Origin of the sequence: Bifidobacterium catulorum, assembly GCF_003129925.1 — a bacterium.
Taxonomy (GTDB): domain Bacteria; phylum Actinomycetota; class Actinomycetes; order Actinomycetales; family Bifidobacteriaceae; genus Galliscardovia; species Galliscardovia catulorum.
This window is the reverse complement of the sequence record NZ_QFFN01000018.1, coordinates 1-17,379: the sequence shown is the minus strand read 5'-3', so window position 1 is coordinate 17,379 and position 17,379 is coordinate 1. Positions and strand designations below refer to the sequence as shown.

13 protein-coding genes, 1 tRNA gene and 1 pseudogene are annotated in these 17,379 nt (G+C 63.8%); 10 read left to right on the top strand and 5 right to left on the bottom strand.

The window, feature by feature from the left end:
* Window positions 1-53 precede the first annotated feature (53 nt).
* Window positions 54-830 (top strand): SDR family NAD(P)-dependent oxidoreductase, encoded by a 777-nt coding sequence (locus tag DF200_RS07020; protein ID WP_206603424.1) that lies wholly within the window; start codon window positions 54-56, stop codon window positions 828-830.
* A gap of 328 nt (window positions 831-1,158) precedes the next feature.
* Here DF200_RS07020 and DF200_RS07010 read toward each other — a convergent pair whose 3' ends face one another.
* Window positions 1,159-1,869: a FadR/GntR family transcriptional regulator gene (locus DF200_RS07010; protein WP_109137570.1), complete on the bottom strand. Its 711-nt coding sequence runs from the start codon at window positions 1,867-1,869 to the stop codon at window positions 1,159-1,161.
* A 176-nt stretch (window positions 1,870-2,045) separates the two neighbouring features.
* Here DF200_RS07010 and DF200_RS07005 point away from each other — a divergent pair, with 176 nt between their 5' ends.
* Window positions 2,046-2,576: a gluconokinase gene (locus DF200_RS07005; protein ID WP_109137569.1), complete on the top strand. Its 531-nt coding sequence runs from the start codon at window positions 2,046-2,048 to the stop codon at window positions 2,574-2,576.
* Between the two features lie 75 nt (window positions 2,577-2,651).
* Window positions 2,652-3,617 (top strand): annotated as a pseudogene (gnd, locus tag DF200_RS07000) (phosphogluconate dehydrogenase (NAD(+)-dependent, decarboxylating)); the annotation flags it as partial.
* A gap of 351 nt (window positions 3,618-3,968) precedes the next feature.
* Here gnd and DF200_RS06995 read toward each other — a convergent pair.
* Window positions 3,969-5,117, bottom strand: coding sequence for an ROK family transcriptional regulator (locus DF200_RS06995; protein ID WP_109137567.1), 1,149 nt, complete (start codon window positions 5,115-5,117; stop codon window positions 3,969-3,971).
* 355 nt (window positions 5,118-5,472) lie between these two features.
* Here DF200_RS06995 and DF200_RS06990 point away from each other — a divergent pair, with 355 nt between their 5' ends.
* The 3 genes from DF200_RS06990 to DF200_RS06980 all read left to right on the top strand — a co-directional run bounded on the left by DF200_RS06990 (window position 5,473) and on the right by DF200_RS06980 (window position 9,435).
* Window positions 5,473-6,804: an MFS transporter gene (locus tag DF200_RS06990; RefSeq protein WP_109137566.1), complete on the top strand. Its 1,332-nt coding sequence runs from the start codon at window positions 5,473-5,475 to the stop codon at window positions 6,802-6,804.
* A 94-nt stretch (window positions 6,805-6,898) separates the two neighbouring features.
* A complete protein-coding gene (locus DF200_RS06985; protein WP_109137565.1) occupies window positions 6,899-7,675 on the top strand; it encodes an SDR family oxidoreductase in 777 nt (258 codons plus the stop codon).
* Window positions 7,676-7,911: 236 nt separating this feature from the next.
* Window positions 7,912-9,435, top strand: coding sequence for an FGGY-family carbohydrate kinase (locus tag DF200_RS06980; protein ID WP_109137564.1), 1,524 nt, complete (start codon window positions 7,912-7,914; stop codon window positions 9,433-9,435).
* A 182-nt stretch (window positions 9,436-9,617) separates the two neighbouring features.
* Here the strand turns inward: DF200_RS06980 and DF200_RS06975 are convergent, their stop codons facing one another.
* Window positions 9,618-11,054: an APC family permease gene (locus DF200_RS06975; RefSeq protein WP_109137563.1), complete on the bottom strand. Its 1,437-nt coding sequence runs from the start codon at window positions 11,052-11,054 to the stop codon at window positions 9,618-9,620.
* Window positions 11,055-11,402: 348 nt separating this feature from the next.
* Here DF200_RS06975 and DF200_RS06970 point away from each other — a divergent pair, with 348 nt between their 5' ends.
* The 3 genes from DF200_RS06970 to dnaG all read left to right on the top strand — a co-directional run bounded on the left by DF200_RS06970 (window position 11,403) and on the right by dnaG (window position 15,788).
* Entirely contained in the window at window positions 11,403-12,239 is an 837-nt protein-coding gene (locus tag DF200_RS06970; protein WP_109137562.1) for an ATP-binding cassette domain-containing protein, read from the top strand.
* 44 nt (window positions 12,240-12,283) lie between these two features.
* Entirely contained in the window at window positions 12,284-13,642 is a 1,359-nt protein-coding gene (alr, locus tag DF200_RS06965) for an alanine racemase (protein WP_109137592.1), read from the top strand.
* Between the two features lie 64 nt (window positions 13,643-13,706).
* On the top strand, window positions 13,707-15,788 hold the full coding sequence (dnaG, locus tag DF200_RS06960) for a DNA primase (protein WP_109137561.1): 2,082 nt from the start codon (window positions 13,707-13,709) through the stop codon (window positions 15,786-15,788).
* 202 nt (window positions 15,789-15,990) lie between these two features.
* On the opposite strand, the gene DF200_RS06955 is transcribed toward dnaG, so the two are convergent.
* Window positions 15,991-16,536: a DNA-deoxyinosine glycosylase gene (locus tag DF200_RS06955; RefSeq protein ID WP_109137560.1), complete on the bottom strand. Its 546-nt coding sequence runs from the start codon at window positions 16,534-16,536 to the stop codon at window positions 15,991-15,993.
* 138 nt (window positions 16,537-16,674) lie between these two features.
* Window positions 16,675-16,748 (bottom strand) — tRNA-Arg (locus DF200_RS06950).
* A gap of 34 nt (window positions 16,749-16,782) precedes the next feature.
* Between DF200_RS06950 and DF200_RS06945 the strand changes: the two genes are divergently transcribed.
* Window positions 16,783-17,010, top strand: coding sequence for a hypothetical protein (locus DF200_RS06945; protein ID WP_109137559.1), 228 nt, complete (start codon window positions 16,783-16,785; stop codon window positions 17,008-17,010).
* The last annotated feature ends 369 nt before the right edge of the window (window positions 17,011-17,379 follow it).

Below are 17,379 nucleotides of genomic sequence, written 5' to 3'. Positions count from 1 at the left end.
CAACGTAAGAACCACAACCAAACCAACAACAAACAACAATATGAAAGGAGCCAATGATGGCTTTCGATTATCAGGACAAGTTCAACGTCGCCGGCAAGAACTGCATCGTGACGGGCGGCGCCCAGGGACTTTCCCGCGGCATGGCTGAAGGACTGCTGGAGAACGGCGCCAAGGTCGTGGTCATGGACGTGCAGAAGGAGAAGCTGGAGAAGGTCGTCGAGGAGTACCGTGCCCAGGGCTACGACGCCCACGCCGTCGTCGGCGACCTTTCCAAGAAGGCCGACATCGACCGCATGTTCGACGAGGCCATGGAGATCCTCGACGGCCGTCTCGACGTGCTCATCCCGGCCGCCGGCATCCAGCGCCGCCACCAGCCGTGGGAGTTCCCGGAGGACGAGTGGAAGCTCGTCATCGACATCAACCTCAACCATGTGTGGTTCATGTGCCAGAAGGCCGTCGCCATCATGAAGGACCAGCCGACCGGCGGCAAGATCATCAACATCGGTTCCATGGTCACGTGGTTCGGCGGCACCACCGTCCCGGCCTACACCGCCTCGAAGGGCGCCGTCAGCCAGCTCACCAAGAGCCTCGCCGTGGACTGCGCCCGCTACGGCATCTGCGTGAACGCCATCGCTCCGGGATACATGGACACCGAGATGTGCGCCAACATGACCCAGGAGCGCAAGGACGAGTGCACGGTGCGCATCCCGGCCAACCGCTGGGGCCTGCCCGAGGACCTCAAGGGGCCGGTCCTGTTCCTCGCCTCCTCCGCCAGCGACTACGTCAATGGCACCGTCATCCCCGTCGACGGCGGCTATCTGGTGAAGTAGTCCTCCGCCGGCTCGCGTCCTGAACGATTTTTCGGCAGAAACGCGAGGCCGATGATCGCCATACCGATGATGCGATCCGTGGTCCACGATGCGTATGGAACGTTTGCGATGGCAAACGCGCATGCGCCGTGGATCACGGATTTGTGGCGTTTGAGGGGATTGGCGGGTAATCGCGTCGCCACGTGGGGAGGAACGTCATGTGGGGGTGCCACGCGGGGGAATGCCACGTGGCGAAGGAAGCTCGCGCGCGGCGGGAATGCCGCCGGGGGAGAGGCGTCCGCTGTGATTATCGAGCTGTGATTATCGAGCTGTGATTATCGAGCTGTGATTATCGAGCCGCGATCACCGTGCTGACCTCGTCGACGATGTCATGCATGGCACGGCGTGCGCGTTCGGCGTCGCCCTTCCACACGGCGTCGGCGACCTCGTCATGGGCGTCGAGGGCGCTCGGTGAAGGCTTGCTGGGATACATGTTGATCTCCACGCGGCCGCGCAGGATGGTCTCCACGATGGGCGCCAGCGAGGCGAACAGCTCGTTGCCGCTGTTGCGCAGCAGCGTCGAATGGAACTCGATGTCGAGCTCGTGGAACGGGTCGAGGTCACCGGCCTCGCCGTGCCGCCGCATCTCCATCGCCAGCACCGGCATCTTCGCGCGGGTCTCCAGCGACGCCCGATGCGTGGCGCATGCCGCGGCAGCCGGCTCCACGGCGAGACGCAGCTCGGTGAGCGACAGCAGCTCCTGCTTGCGCTGGTTCGAATGCAGCTTCCAATGGATCACCTGCGGGTTCATCGCGGCCCAGGTCGCGGGGTCCTGCGCCACCAGTCCCACGCGCCGCCGTATCGTCACCGCGCCGGTGGCCTCAAGGTATCGCGCCGCCTCGCGCGCCACCGTCCGGGAGACGCCGAACCGGTTCTGGATGTCCTCAAGCGTCATGTTGGATCCCACGGCCCACGGCCCGTCGATGATGTCGGTGGCCAGCCGATCCGCGATGGGCAGGTGCATCAGCGTGGTGTCGGTGGGTTTCGGCGTATCGGTCATAAGAAAAAGATTATCAATCAACGAAAAGAATACGTAATCCTCCGATCGGAAACACGAAATTTTTTAAAAGTACTCTTTTTAAATTGACAAAGATTACTAAACGTGATTATAATCATCCCATCAACTTGCAGTCGTAATCGTGGCCGCAATGCGGTCACCGAGCAAAGGAGCGAACGATGACAACGCATGTAGTGGTAATGGGCGTGGCCGGCTGCGGCAAGACCACCATCGCCGAGGCCGTCCGGGACCGCATGGGCTTCGTCTACGCCGAGGGCGACGAATTCCATCCCAAGGCCAGCGTCGACAAGATGCGCGCCGGCATCCCGCTCACCGACGAGGACCGCTGGCCGTGGCTGCGTACCATCAACCAGTGGATGCGCGACCGCTCCGCCGAAGGGGAGTCCACCGTGGTCTCCTGCTCGGCCCTCAAACGCGCCTATCGCGACGTGCTGCGCAAGGACATCCCCGTGTTCTTCGTGCACATGGTCGGCAGCGAGGAGGTCATCGGCGAGCGCATGTCCAAGCGCAAGGGCCACTACATGCCGCCGTCGCTGCTTCCCAGCCAGTTCGCCGACCTCGAACCGCTTGAGGACGACGAGCCCGGCATCACGGTGTCCATCGAGGGCAGTATGGACGAGATGGTCGCCCGTGCGCTTGCCGCGGTCGAGGAGCATGCGGCCAAGGAGGAGCGCGCGCTCGCGGCCTGAGCCCCTGGGCTCTTCGCGCCATCGCGGGGAGCCATGCCATAAAACCGGCGGCATAGGAACCGACGTCATAGAAACCAACGGCACAGAAACCAACGGCATAGAAAACAACGGCATAGAAAACAACGGCACAGAGAAAAGAGCACAATCATGCAGATCGGAATGATCGGACTCGGCCGCATGGGCGGCAACATGGTCAGGCGGCTTCGCGACGGCGGCCATGAGGTCGTCGGCTTCGACATGAACCCGGAGTCCGGCCGCGACGTCGACAGCCTCGCCGCGCTGGTCGCCGCGCTGGACGCGCCCCGCGTGGTCTGGGTCATGGTGCCGGCGGGCGTGCCCACCGAATCCACCATCGACGGGCTGAAGTCACTGCTCGACCCCGGCGACATCGTCATCGACGGCGGCAACTCCAAATACACCGAGGACCGCGCCCATGCCGCCTCGCTGGCCGAGAAGGGCATCCGGTTCCTCGACTGCGGCGTCTCCGGCGGCGTGTGGGGTGCCGAACGCGGATACGCGCTCATGCTCGGTGGCGAACGGGAGACGTTCGACCATGTGCGGCCCCTGCTGGAGACCCTCAAGCCGGAGGGGGAGTACGGTCTGGTGCTTGCCGGGCCGGTCGGCGGCGGCCATTTCGCCAAGATGGTGCACAACGGCATCGAATACGGCATGATGCAGGCGTTCGGCGAGGGCTTCGCCACCATGATGCGCAGCGAATACATCGACGACGCCGCCAAAACCATGGTCTCGTGGCGCGAGGGGTCGGTCGTCGCCTCCTGGCTGCTCGACCTGTTCGAGAACGCCACGAAGGACGATCCCGAACTGCGTGACGTGCCGGCGGTCGCCAACGAGTCCGGCGAGGCCAAGTGGATGGTCGAGGCCGCGCTCGAACTCGGCGTGCCGACGCCTGCGACCGGTGCCGCGCTCTATGCGCGTCAGGCTTCGCGCGGCGGCGCCGACGACGTGCTGCGCGTCGTCACCGCCATGCGCGCCCAGTTCGGCGGCCACGTCACCAAGGTCGACGAGATCGCCACGCACTAGGGGCGTTGGGGCGTCGTCCATCCGGCTTCGGTCGGACGGACGACATGCCGATCTGGCGTGGCATGACCCGTCGTCCATCATTTTCGATGGACGACGGGTCATATTGTGTGATTTCACGGCGTCATCCTTCGCCAAACACGAGGGGATTGTTCAGAAACGTTGCAATCATGCGGTTCTTCGTTCGCGGCCGATGATCGTCTGACGGACGAAGTCGCCGAATTCATGATTTCGCGGCGTCGTCCGTCATGGCCGATCCCCGGTCGGGTCGTTGATGCTCGGCCGGTGTCCTCGATGTATGGGAACGAATCCCGATATGGGGATTCGTATCTATGATTATGACCGCTTCGATGCCTACCGCCGGTTGTAGGCGCCGATCTCCTGGTCGAGGAACGGTTTGATGTACGACAGCGCCGCGCCGAAGATGTTCTGCCCCTGCGAGCATGCGCCCCGGATGATGTCGAACCGGTCGTCGGGGAACGACGCGATGGCCGCCGTCTTCTCCCGCAGCGTGGCGAAGTCGTTGTCCGAGAGCAGATAGGCGATGCGTCCGCCGATGATGATGTCGTTGCTGAGCACCGTCCTCATGTTCTTGATTGCGTAGGCCAGATACGTCAGATATTCGTCGAGCAGCCGCACGCAGTCGGGGTCGCCGTTGTGCGCCTGGGTGAAGAAATCGGAGAGGCTGCCCCGTCCCGACCGTTCCAGCAGCGACCGGCGCGACGTGTAGGCGTCCAGGCATCCGCGCTGCCCGCAGTAGCATTCCCGTCCGCCGATGACGAGGGTCATGTGCTCGCAGGTGCCGTTGCGCAGGTTCTCGCCCTCGTCGATGCGTCCGCCGGAGATCACCGCGCAGCCCACATGCTCGTCGAGGTAGATGCAGGTGGCGTTTTTGATGTCGGCGCTGATCCACAGTTCGGCGATGGCCGAGGCGTGGGAGTCGTGGATGAGCCGGCAGGGGTGGTCGATGCGTTCGCTGAGGCGGTCGAGGGTGAGGCCGGTGTTGCCGAGGATCTTGCCGAACGTCAGGTGGGAGCCGTCGGGGGATACGATGCCCTGCACGGCGAAGCCGACGCCGAGGATGCGCGATCCGTCGGCGTCCAGACAGTTCGCGAACTCGTTCACGTGCCCGGCGACGGTCTCGTAGTATTCGTCGCTGTTGTCGTAGGCGAGCATATGGGTCCTGCCGTCGATGCGCTCGCCGTAGAGGTCGTATGCCTGCAATGCGACGGATCCGCCGAGGATCTCCACGCCGATGGCGATGCGGGCGCCGGCCGTGAACGAGTATATCTGCGCGCGCCGGCCGCCTTTGGAGTCGAGGAACCCCGACCGTCTGATGAGCCCGGAATCCTCGAGTTCGTTGAGGTTCTGCGTGATGGTGGGCAGGCTGATGGGCAATGCCATGCCGAGTTCCTGGCGGGAGGTGTGGCGGTGGTGGTAGATGTGGCCGAGCACGAGCTGCCGTTTCTGCTCCTTGATGGCCGTGGTCGTTGCGATCTCCATCCGTTGGACCTCCTTGCGATGTACCTCAGTGTAATGCGCGACACGCCGTGACGATGATGTTCGGTTTGCCGAAACGTGTGTGTTCCCAGTGTTTTTCCATTATATTGACCACTTTGATAAAAGTGGGTTGACAAAGCGTGTCGATAGTGCGTATGCTTTAGCCAACCACTTAAAGAAAAGTGGTCAATTAAAGTGTCAGGGCGGAACGCGCGGCACGGTCCATGAGGGTTTGCGGCCGGTCGCGCGACAACGACAACGACGGCGATGCAGCGGTGCACGCCACGGTTTTCTCAAGGAGGTGGACGATGACGTTCGCATCGAACACGGCGTCTTCGACTCCCGGCAAGGAGCGAGGATGAGCAGACTATCAAGCGCCACGCGCAAACTGATCGGTGGCTTCCTCGCCATCGCGGTGTTCATGACGGGAGACGGCTTCGAGCTGACGTTCCTGTCGAAATACATGGTCGACCACGGCTTCGCCGCCACACAGGCGTCGCTGCTGATCACCGTCTACGGCCTGTTCGCGGCCGCGGCCGCATGGACCAGCGGCGTGCTCGCCGAGATGTTCGGTGCCAAGCGGCTCATGCTGATCGGCGCCACATGGTGGATCGTCATCCAGATCATCTTCCTTGCGGCGGCGTTGCCCTCCGGCAACTACCCGTTCATCCTGTTCGTCTACTCGATACGAGGCGTGGGATATCCGCTGTTCATATACTCGTTCGTAGTGCTCATGGCCGAGACGGTCGATCCGGCCAAGCTCTCCAGCGCGATGGGATGGTTCTGGACGTCGTTCTCCATGGGCATCGGCGTGTTCGGCGCCTACCTGCCCAGCTACATCATCCCCGTGCTAGGCGAGTACAAGACCTTCTGGTGCGCCATGCCGTTCGCCATCATCGGCACGATCATGTGCATCCTGCTCGTGCCCAACACCAAGGGCCGTGCGGCCGAAGGCCTCGACCGCGCCGAACAGATCCGCGAGCTCACCAAGGGCGCGACCATCCTCGTGAAGAACCGGCAGGTCGCCTTCGCCGCCATCGTGCGTGTGATCAACAACCTGGTGCTCTACGGGTTCCCCGTCATCATGCCGCTGTACCTTTCGACGCACAACAACGGCGGCGGCGGATGGTTCCCCACCGAGACTTGGATGCGCTTCTGGGGCTTCGTATTCGTCGTCACCCTGTTCGCCAACGTGTTCTGGGGCTGGTTCGGCGACCGCTTCGGCTGGATGATGCCGGTGCGCTGGTTCGGCTGCGTGCTGCTCGCCGGCAGCACCCTGTTCGTCTACTACGTGCCGCAGTTCTTCGGCGCCAACGCCCCGCTGATGTGGCTCGGCTTCTTCCTCGTCGGCGTCGGAACCTGCGCGTTCGTGCCGCTCACCGCCGTCGTGACCACGCTGGCGCCGGGCGAGCAGGGCGCGGCCCTCTCCGCCTACAACCTCGCCGCCGGACTGACCACGTTCGCCGGCCCGCTGATCGCCACCATCATCATGCCGATCGGTGGATTCGGCGGTGTGTGCTGGGCCTACGCCATCCTGTACGCGTTCGCCTTCGTGCTCACGCTCTTCATCCGCCCGAAGCAGCCCGGATTCGACGCCAAGGGCCGCCGACTCATCGAGGAGGTGCGCATCGACGAAGCCGAAGCCATAGCCGGCGACCTCGACGGGATTCGTCCCGCCAAGCAGGCCTGACCACCATCCGAGGGACGACACACGACGTTCCGATCCAAGACCAACCAGATACCAACCAGATAAACAAAAGAAACCACAATACAAAGGAGTAACCATGGGAATCATCGAGAAGATGCGACTGGACGGCAAGAACATCTACGTCACCGGCGGCGCGCGAGGCATCGGCAAGTCCGTGGCCACCGCGTTCATGGAGGCCGGCGCCAACGTGGCGATCGTGGACGTCGACATCGACGAGGCCACCAAGACCGCAGCCGAGCTCGACGCCGCGCACGACGGCCGCTCGTTCGCCATCGCCTGCGATGTGACCGTCCCCGAGCAGGTCGACGCCATGGTCGCCAAGGTCGTCGAGGAGTTCGGCGGCCTTGATGTGGCGTTCAACAACGCCGGCATCTGCATGAACATCCCCGCCGAGGAGATGACGCCCGCCCAGTGGGCCAAGGTCATCAACATCAACCTCACCGGCATCTTCCTCACCGCCCAGGCCGCCGGCAAGGTCATGCTCAAGCAGGGCCACGGCTCCATCATCAACACCGCGTCGATGAGCGCGCACATCGTCAACGTGCCGCAGCCGCAGTGCTCCTACAACGCCTCCAAGGCCGGCGTCATCCAGCTGACCAAGTCCCTCGCCATCGAATGGGCCAAGCGCGGCGTGCGAGTCAACTGCATCTCCCCGGGCTACATCGGCACCGACCTGACCCTCAGCTCCGAGTCGCTCAAGCCGCTCATCGCCCAGTGGAACGCCATGGCCCCGATGGGACGCCTCGGCAAGCCCGAGGAGCTCCAGTCCATCTGCGTGTACCTGGCCGGCGACACCTCCACGTTCACCACCGGCTCCGACTTCGTCGTCGACGGCGCCTTCACCGCCTTCTGACGGCGGACGACGCCGCGGACGCGGCATGGCAAGGCATGACATGACATGGCGTGGTGTGGCGGGCCCTACCACCCCGCCGCACCATCCATACGACCCCACCCGTCCCTCGGCCGGGCATCAGGCCAGGCCGAAGGACGGGTTTGCCTTTTTCTGCGCATCAATCGATTTTCATCACGACACACCGGCAAACCACCCGGAAACCCACGAAATCCATTCGCATCTGAAACGAGGACACAATGAAGTATCTTCTCGGCACCGACATCGGCACATCCGGCACCAAGACCGTGCTCATGAACACCGACGGCGAACTCATCGCCCAGGACCTCCAGGAATACGACGTGCTCACGCCGAAGCCCCTCTGGGCCGAACAGTGGCCTGACGTCTGGTATCGCGGCGCCATCGACTCCATCCGCAACACCGTGGCCAAGGCCGGCGTCCCCGCCTCCGACATCAAGGGCATCGCCGTCTCCGGCCTCTACGGAGGCTCCGGCATCCCGCTCGACGAGAACATGGAGCCGATCCGCCCATGCATGATCTGGATGGACCGCCGCGCCGACGAGGAGACCCGATGGGTGTTCGACAACATCGGCGAGGAGAAGCTGCTGCGCATCACCCAGAACGGCGCCGACCCCTACTACGGCTACACGAAGATCCTGTGGATGAAGAACCACGAGCCCGAGAACTGGGCGAAGACCAGGCTGTTCCTGCCGCCCAACGACTACGTGATCTACAGGATGACCGGCGAAGTGGCCATCGACTACTCGTCCGCCGGCAACATCGGCGGCATCTTCGACATGAACACGCGCACCTGGTCCGAGGAGCTGCTGGACGACATGGGCATCCCGGCGTCGATGATGCCCCAGCGCATCGTGGAGTCCACCGACATCGTCGGCGGCCTCAAGCCCGACATCGCCGCCGAACTCGGACTCGAACCGGGCATGCCGGTCATCGCATCCGGCATCGACTGCGGCGCCGCGAACATCGGCCTCGGCGTGTTCGAGCCGGGCGTGTACGCGGCGGCCATCGGCACGTCGATGTGCGCGGCGCTCATCTCCGACAAGCCTGTCAAGGGCAAGGGGCTGATCGTCTGGCCGTACCTGTACGACGCAAAGCGGCTCTCCTACAACTTCGCCGGAGGCAACACGGCCGGCGCCATCGTCAAATGGTTCCGCGACACCCTCTGCCAGTGGGAGAAGGAGGAGCAGCGGCGTGGCGGCGCCAGCGTGTACGACCAGCTCAACGAGGAGGCCGAGAAGGTGCCCGCCGGCAGCGACGGACTCATCGTGCTGCCGTACTTCATGGGGGAGCGCAGCCCCATCTGGGACTCCGACGCCAAGGGCACGATCGTGGGATTGTCGCTGACGCACACCAAGGCGCACCTGTACCGCGCGTTCCTGGAGGCGGTGGCGTATTCGCTGCGCGACGCCATGGAGGCCACCGCGAGCGATCTCGGCGACCACATCCTGCTCGCCGGCGGCGTGACCAAGTCGAAGCTGTGGCGGCAGATCTTCGCCGACGTGACCGGATACCCCGTCGTCTGCCCGAAGGAGGACGTCGAGGCGAACATGGGCGACGTGATGCTCGCCGGCATCGGCACCGGGCTGCTCACCTACGAGGAGACCCAGCGGTGGCAGGTGCTCGACAAGCCGGTGAAGCCCACCGTGGAGGGGCACAGGCTCTACAGCCGGTACTTCGAGGTCTACAAGTCCGTCTACGAGCATCTCAAGGACGACATGAGGACGCTGTCCTCGCTGCGATAGGTTCCCCGGCCGATTTCGTGATTTTGGCTGATTTCGACCGATTCCGACCAAAATCGGCCCGAATACGACGAAGGACCACGCCGCAGAATCCCGTTTCTGTGGCGTGGTCCTTCGCTACTTGGCAGAACCGATCATGAGGGGCCGGAAAACGGGCCGTAGATGACCGGTTCTACCAAGTTGGCCTAATTGCCGTCGTTCTTCTTGCCGAGCACCGAGTGCCTGCGGCTGAACCCGAAATACACGGCCAGGCCGATGGCCAGCCAGATGGCGAACCGCACCCAGGTCTCCCAGTTCAGTCCGGCGATGAACACCAGGCAGAAGATGATGGAGAGGATCGGCGTGAACGGCACGCCCGGCGCCTTGAATCCGCGATGCGCGTCCGGCTGGGTCTTGCGCATCCACAGCACGCCGGCCGAGACGATCATGAACGCGGAGAGCGTACCGATGTTCACCAGCTCGAACAGGATGTTGATGTTGATGAAGCCGCCGGCGATGGCGGTGAGGATGCCGAAGAACCACGTGCCCTTGAACGGGGTGAGGTACTTCTTGTGCACCTCTCCGAACAGCTTGGGGAACAGTCCGTCGCGTGCCATGGCGTAGCAGATGCGCGACTGGCCGTAGAGCTGCACGAGCATCACGGTGGTCATGCCCACGAGCGCGCCGAGGTTCACGATCACCGCAAGCCAGTTGAGGCCGGTTTCGAGGATCACGCCGGCAACGGGCGCGTCGATGAACTCGGCGAAGTCCTTGTACGGCACCACGCCGGTCATCACCAGCGTCATGATGATGTAGATGACCGTGGAGATGGCCAGCGAGATGAGGATGCCCCGCGGCAGCGTCTTGTTCGGGTTCACGGTCTCCTCGGCCGACGACGAGACGGCGTCGAAGCCGATGAAGCTGAAGAACACGATGGACGCGGCCGGGATGATGCCGTACGGCTGCGTCGAGCCGGGCTGGAACGTGTAGACGCCGTACGGGGAGAACGGCTTCCAGTTCGCCGGATTGATGTAGCGGATGGTGCACACGATGAACAGCACGATGATGGCCAGCTTGATGATCACCATGATGTCGTTGACGCGCTTGGTCTGGTTGATGCCGACGGAGAGCACCCACGTGATGATCAGCACGACGACGAATCCGGGCAGGTTGAAATACGTGGTCACGCCGGGCGTCGTGCCATACGCGGCCGTGAGCTCCACAGGCAGATGGAATCCGAAGCCCTCAAGCAGCTTGTTGAAATAGCCGGCCCATCCGGCGGACACGGTCGCCGCCTGCAATGCGTATTCGAGGATGAGGTTCCAGCCGATGACGAACGCGATGAGCTCGCCGAACGCCAGATACGCGTACGAGTAGGCGGATCCGGAGACCGGGGCCATCGACGCGAACTCGGCATAGCACAGTCCCGCGAAGCCGCAGCAGATGGCGGCGAGCAGGAACGACACGGCCAGCGCCGGTCCCGCGGTCAGCGCGCCCTTGCCGGTGAGCACGAAGATGCCGGTGCCGATGATTGCACCGATGCCGAGCATCGTCAGGTCGAACGTCTTCATCGTGCGCTTCAACGGCGTGGCTTCGGCCACGATCGTGGACACGTCTTTTTTGCGTAATAGGCTACTGCTCATGGATTCCTTCTTGGGATTTACGGCTCTCTCATGCGATCGTCAACATCTTACGGGAGCAATTATTACCAACGGTTCGATTTGAACGTAAAACGTCCGTATGGTAAGACAATCGTGCGATTCCTTCAAAGCCAACGGTATATGAACGCGCCGATAATGCATTGGTAATCATGGCGTAACCGGCGGTTATCCCCATATGAACTAGTTATTACACATGGGTCGAATCCACTGCGCACGCAATCGAATCCACTGAATGCGCGGCCGGATTCCCCGGGTTTTCGGACTCCTGCCCCGCCTGCCTCCACATCCCTCCCTACAATGGTGGGAGTTTCACGATGATGGGAGCCAAGCATGGGACTGATGGATCTGTTCGCCCGCAAGAAGACCATTGACACGCGCAAACGCCGTCTGTCGTTCGTCCTCGACGACGCCGGACTGACCTACGAGGACGGCAAGACCGGACTCGACCCCGTCACCCTCACCATCGCCGAGAAGCGCGTGGCCGTGATCGGACTCAACGGCGCCGGCAAATCCACCCTGCTGCAGCTCATCGACGGAACGCTCAAGGCGACTTACGGCACCGTGAGCGTGGTCCGCCACGTCCTGGACGACGACGGCGAACCCGCCCCGGGGGAGGACACGGCATTCGACCCCGCGCGCAAATCCGACGCCAAGGCGCTCAAGGACGTCATCGGCATCGTGCGCCGCGAGGAGATCCCCCAGCGGTACTACATGGCCGAGAACATCGCCGAAGCCGTCGCCGAACCGTTGAAGAAAAGCAACCTGCCCGAAGGCGCCCGTCACGAGACCGTCGGCGCCCTGTTCGCGCACTTCGGCCTGACCCCGTACGCGCGCAGCAAGGCCGGCAGCCTCGACAGCGAGAAACGGCACCTGCTCGCCATCGTCGGCGCGCTCGCCATCAACCCGGCCGCCATCGTGGCCGACGAACCCACCAAGGGACTCGACGAGAACGCCACCCGCACCGTGGCGCGCGCCCTGTTCGGATACGACAAACAGGTCGTCTTCGCCACCCACGACCTCGACCTCGTGACCAACCCCGACTACGCCATCGACCGCGTGATCGTGCTCGACGAGCACCACGTGGCCTTCGACGGCGAAGCCAGGGCCGCCGTCGACTTCTACAACGACCTCGTCGCAAGGAAATATGCGGAAATGACGAAAAAGTGAGCCCCATCACGATTCCGTCGCATAGCGGCGGCACAATAGGGCACATGACTTTGAGTGCAGCGCCCCAGTGGGCTTTCTCTTCAACCGACGGCGAAACCAACTATCGCAACGCGTGCGAGCAGTATCCGGCGCAGTGCATCGTCGACCTGGCGGTCCTGCGCGACAACATGCGCCATCTCGTCTCCGTATGCGGCGGCCCCGGCTCCGGCACCGCCGTGATGGGCGTGGTCAAGGCCGACGCCTACGGGCACGGTCTGATCCCCGCCGCACTGGCGGCGCTCGCGGGCGGCGCCACGTGGCTCGGCACCGCACAGTCGCATGAGGCGCTGCTGCTGCGCAAGGCCGGCATCGGGCCCGACCGCTGCCACATTCTCACATGGGTGTACAACGGCGTGAACGTGCCGTTCGGCGAACTCATCGCCAACGACATCGACATCTCCATCGGCTCGCTCGCCGGCATCGACCCGGCCGCAGCGGCCGCCCGCGCCGTGGGCCGTACCGCCCGTGTGCACGTGAAGGTGGATTCCGGCTTCGGACGCAACGGCTTCACCGAGGAGACCTTCGACGAGGCGCTGAGGAAGTTCGTGGCGTATGCGCGCGAGGGCGTGTTCCACATCGTGGGGCAGTGGAGCCATCTCGCCGTGGCCGACTCGCCCGACGTGCCCGAGTTTGTGGCGTCCACCGACCGCCAGATCGAGCATTTCAACGCGTTCACGGCGCGTATGGAGAAGGCCGGCATCGCGCCGGAGATCCGTCATCTGGCCAACACGGCGGCCACGCTGAACCGTCCGGAGATCCATTTCGAGCTCACCCGTCCGGGCATCGGCCTGTACGGCTATGAGCCGGACCCGGCCATGGGCACGCCGTCCACCTGGCGGCTCAGGCCGGCCATGACGCTGCAGGCGCAGCTCGGCACCGTCAAGCATGTGGAGGCGGGGCACGGCATCTCGTACGGCCGCACGTATCTGACGCCGGACGACACCTCCACCGCCATCGTGCCGATCGGCTACGCGGACGGCATCCACCGTTCGGCCTCCGGCTTCGACATGCAGGGCGCCAAGCACGTGCAGAAGGATGGCGGCCCGGTGCGTGTGATGACCAGCGAGGGGCCGAAGCTGTACCGCGTCTCCGGCCGCGTGTGCATGGACCAGTTCATGATCGACCTGCACGGCTCCTGCGACGAGCTCGACGTGCATGAGGGCGACACCGTGGTGCTGTTCGGCCCGGGCCGAGGCGAACGCTTCGCCGAGCCGACCGCCGACGACTGGGCGCGCACGGCGGGCACCATCAGCTACGAGATCTTCACCTGCCTGCGCAACCGCATCCCGAGGCTGTACCTCCACGCCGCCGAGGTGCTGCCGGCCGGGGACCTCGCCATGCTCGACCCCGCCACGCTGCTGTAGTCGGCGCCGGTGCGGAGGGGCGGGTTCCCGGCACCGGCCCCACCGTCGAGTAGACTGAATCGATATGCCGGGTTTGATCGTAAAAGAAGACATTGAGAAGGTGCGTGCGGCCGCCGACCTGTACGACATCGTTTCCGCCGACGTCACGCTGAAGGCGTCCGGCTCCGGCACGTTCATGGGTCTGTGTCCGTTCCACGACGAGAAGACGCCGAGCTTCTCCGTGCGTCCGGCGCTCGGCGCCTGGCACTGCTTCGGCTGCGGGCTCGGCGGCGACGTGTTCAAATACGTCGAACAGTCCGAGAACGTGGGCTTCGCCGACGCCGTCGAGATCCTCGCCGACAAATACCATATCGAACTGCATTACGATTCCGACCGGCCGCAGCAGCGTCAGGGGTCGAAACGCTCCCGGCTGCTGGAGGCCAACGACGAGGCGCAGCGTTTCTTCGTCTCGCAGATCATGAGCCGTGAGGCGCTGGCCGCGCGCAAGCTGCTCGCCGGACGCAACTTCTCCCAGGTCGACTGCGAGCGCTTCGGCTGCGGGTATGCGCCGCAGGGCTGGGACAATCTCGTCCGTCATCTCGCGTCGAAGGGGTTCACGCAGCAGGAGATGATGGACGCCGGTCTTGCCCGGCAGGGTCAGCGCGGCGTCTACGATTATTTCCGTGGCCGTGTGACGTGGCCGATCCGCGACGCCACCGGCCGCACGCTCGGGTTCGGCGCGCGCAAGCTGTTCGACGACGACACGATCCAGGCGAAGTACATCAATACGCCGGATACGTCGTTGTATCACAAGAACCAGGTGTTGTATGGCCTCGACATCGCCAAGTCGAACATCGTGAAGAAACGTCAGGTCGTGATCGTCGAGGGGTATACGGATGTGATGGCCTGCCATCTTGCGGGCGTGGATACGGCGGTGGCAACGTGCGGCACGGCGTTCGGCCGCGAGCACGCGAAGATCGTGCGCCGGCTGATCTCCGACGACAGGCTCGGCGGGTTGCAGCTGATCGGCCCGGGGAGGAACCGCACGTCGCGCGTGGTGTTCACGTTCGACGGGGACGCGGCCGGGCAGAAGGCCGCGTTGCATGCGTTCGGTCTTGACGGGGCGTTCCTCTCGCAGACGTTCGTGGCGGTGGCCGACGACAATCTCGACCCCTGCGACCTGCGCATCGAGCGTGGGGATGCGGCGGTGCGCACGCTGGTCGACAACGCGTCGCCGTTGTATGATTTCGTGATCGACACGGCGATCGGCCGGTTCGACACGCAGTATGCGACCGGGCAGATGGGGGCGGTGAAGGCCGTGGTGCCGGTGATCGCGCAGATTCGCGACCGTTCGCTGGTGGATCTGTATGCGCGCAAGGCGGCCCGTCGCATCGGTGTGGATCTGGATGTGATGATTCGCGAGGTGCGCAATGCGCGACGGCAGTTGCGTGTGCGCGACGAGGACGCGTATGCGCAGCGGGAACGGCGTCGGTACGGCAACGGCGGCGAGGGCGAGTATGCGGGGACGCGTGACGCCGACCCGTATGCGGATCCGACGAGGCGTCGTGCGTTGGAGCGGCGGGATGCCGTGGAACAGGGGTATTACCGGATCGATGACGCGGTGTTCATCTGCGAACAGCAGTTCATGGGCATTCTCATCCAGGTGCCGCGGTCGGTGAATCCGTCGATGTTCGTGCAGTTGACGGTCGATAGTTTCATGACGCCGGTGTTCCGTTCGATGTATCAGGCGCTGGAGGCGGCGGGCGGACTGCCGTCGAACGATACGCCGCAGGGATTGTGGATGCATAATCTGTCGAAGGCGGCGGGGCCGATGCTGGAGGGCGTGGTGAACGAGCTGGCGGTGATGCCGCTGCCGTTGCCGAGCGTGGACAGGGACCCCCAGCAGGTGCCGGACGAGATGGCGCAGTCGTCGTCGGCGGTCTCCGCGCCGCTGCGCCCAGCCACCGACGCCGAACGGCAGTATGCGTCCGAACTGCTGGTGCGGTTGCTCGACATGGGCTACATGCGCAGCATCGCGCGCGCCAAGCGACGGATGAACCAGCTGCCCGAGGGCGAGGAGAAGTTCCGTCTGCTCGGCGACATCACGCGGCTTGAGGCCAGCCGCAAGAACCTGCAGGCCGAGATCTTCGGCAACACCGTAGGGTGATCCGACAGGAAGGTCGCCAACCGTCTCCCCTCCGGAGGGGACCCAGTAGGCGGGGCACACATTCCGGCTCTCCTCCGGAAGGGAGCCAGTAGGCGGGACATCTCATTCCGGCTCCCCTCTGGAGGGGAGCTGTCCGCCGTAGGCGGACTGAGGGGAGGATGCCCCGGTCACGCCTGTCCCGGTAACCTCTCGCGCTGTCCGCCTATGACTCTCGGCATCCGGCTGCGACGCACGCTTCGGCCACCGGCCGGTACGCCTCCACGAGCCGCGCCAGACTCATGCGCGCGTTGGCGGGGCTCGTCGACGGCAACGGCGTCATCGGCGTGTCGAATCCGGCGTCCGCCAAAACAGGCGCGCATAGCCTCCGGTACAGTTGCGCGGCCTTGCCTCCGGTGGTGAACACGCGCCCGATGCGCGATGCGCGGATGATCGGCGCCAGGTCGTTCGGCACGGCGTTGCGGATCGACGAGTCGCTGGCGCCTTCGATGTCGCAGGAGGCGATTACGTCCCATAGGGCGATCCGGTGCCGCAGCGCGAAATCACGCCGGGCCTCCGCGGTCGCGTCCGGCACGGGTTCGTCGAACAGCGCGGCCATCACCGGCCAGAACCGGTTCCGCGGATGCATGTAGTAGAACGCCGCCTCGCGTGATTTCGGACTGGGCATCGACCCGAGCACCAGCACGCGCGAATCCGTATCCCACACCGGCCCGAACCCGTGCTCCACATGCTGCAATTCCCGCGATTCCATGGTAACCAGCATAGTAACGATGTAGGAACCGCCGTTGGACGCCCGAAGACTTCCGCCATAGTACCTGGTAGTACCCAGAACGATTAGAGGTGAAAAAGCAAGGCCCTTGGAATTCCAATGTTTCCAAGGGCTGAGTCGTGACCCCGGCCGGACTCGAACCGGCGACCTACAGATTAGAAGTCAGTTGCTCTATCCAGCTGAGCTACGGGGCCAAAGACAACGAGAAGACATTGTAGCAACTCGTGCGTGGTTTCGCCACGCCAAACCGCCGGCAATGCGCAAGCCGCCATCATCGCGCATCTGGAGGACTGGACGATGAGCGCCAGCGTCAGGCGCATCGAACTTTACCGGTCTTATGACGATGCGGTGCAGCTGGAGGGCAATGTGCAACACATGCACATTTTGAAGATTCCGACCGGCCCGCCTCCTGCTACTACGATTTTGGCGTCATCATATCGGTCGGGTATCGGGTGAAGTCGCGGTGAGGCGTGCGGTGCTAGACCCATTGAAAACATGTCTTTGGGTATGGCAATCAAAATCGGCGACGCACTTCGCGTTTCCAATCCGCGTAAGCTGTTAGATGATTCTGATTCGTCGAAAGAAAAACAGCGCCGGTTAGGCGTGTGTGTGCCCTAATGATGTTCGTCCCCGGCCATAGGACGTGATATGTGGCCGAAATTCATGGCTCTTCGGGTGTTTGTGTGGGTGTGGATCACTGGTCCGGCCTGCTGGTTATTGGCGTCCGGGGAGTTGTAGGTCGAGTCCTCCGCATTTGAGCATGACGAGGCTGATGAGGTTGTCGAGGTTGCGGTAGCCGTAGCCGATCTTGATGGTGGTCTTGAT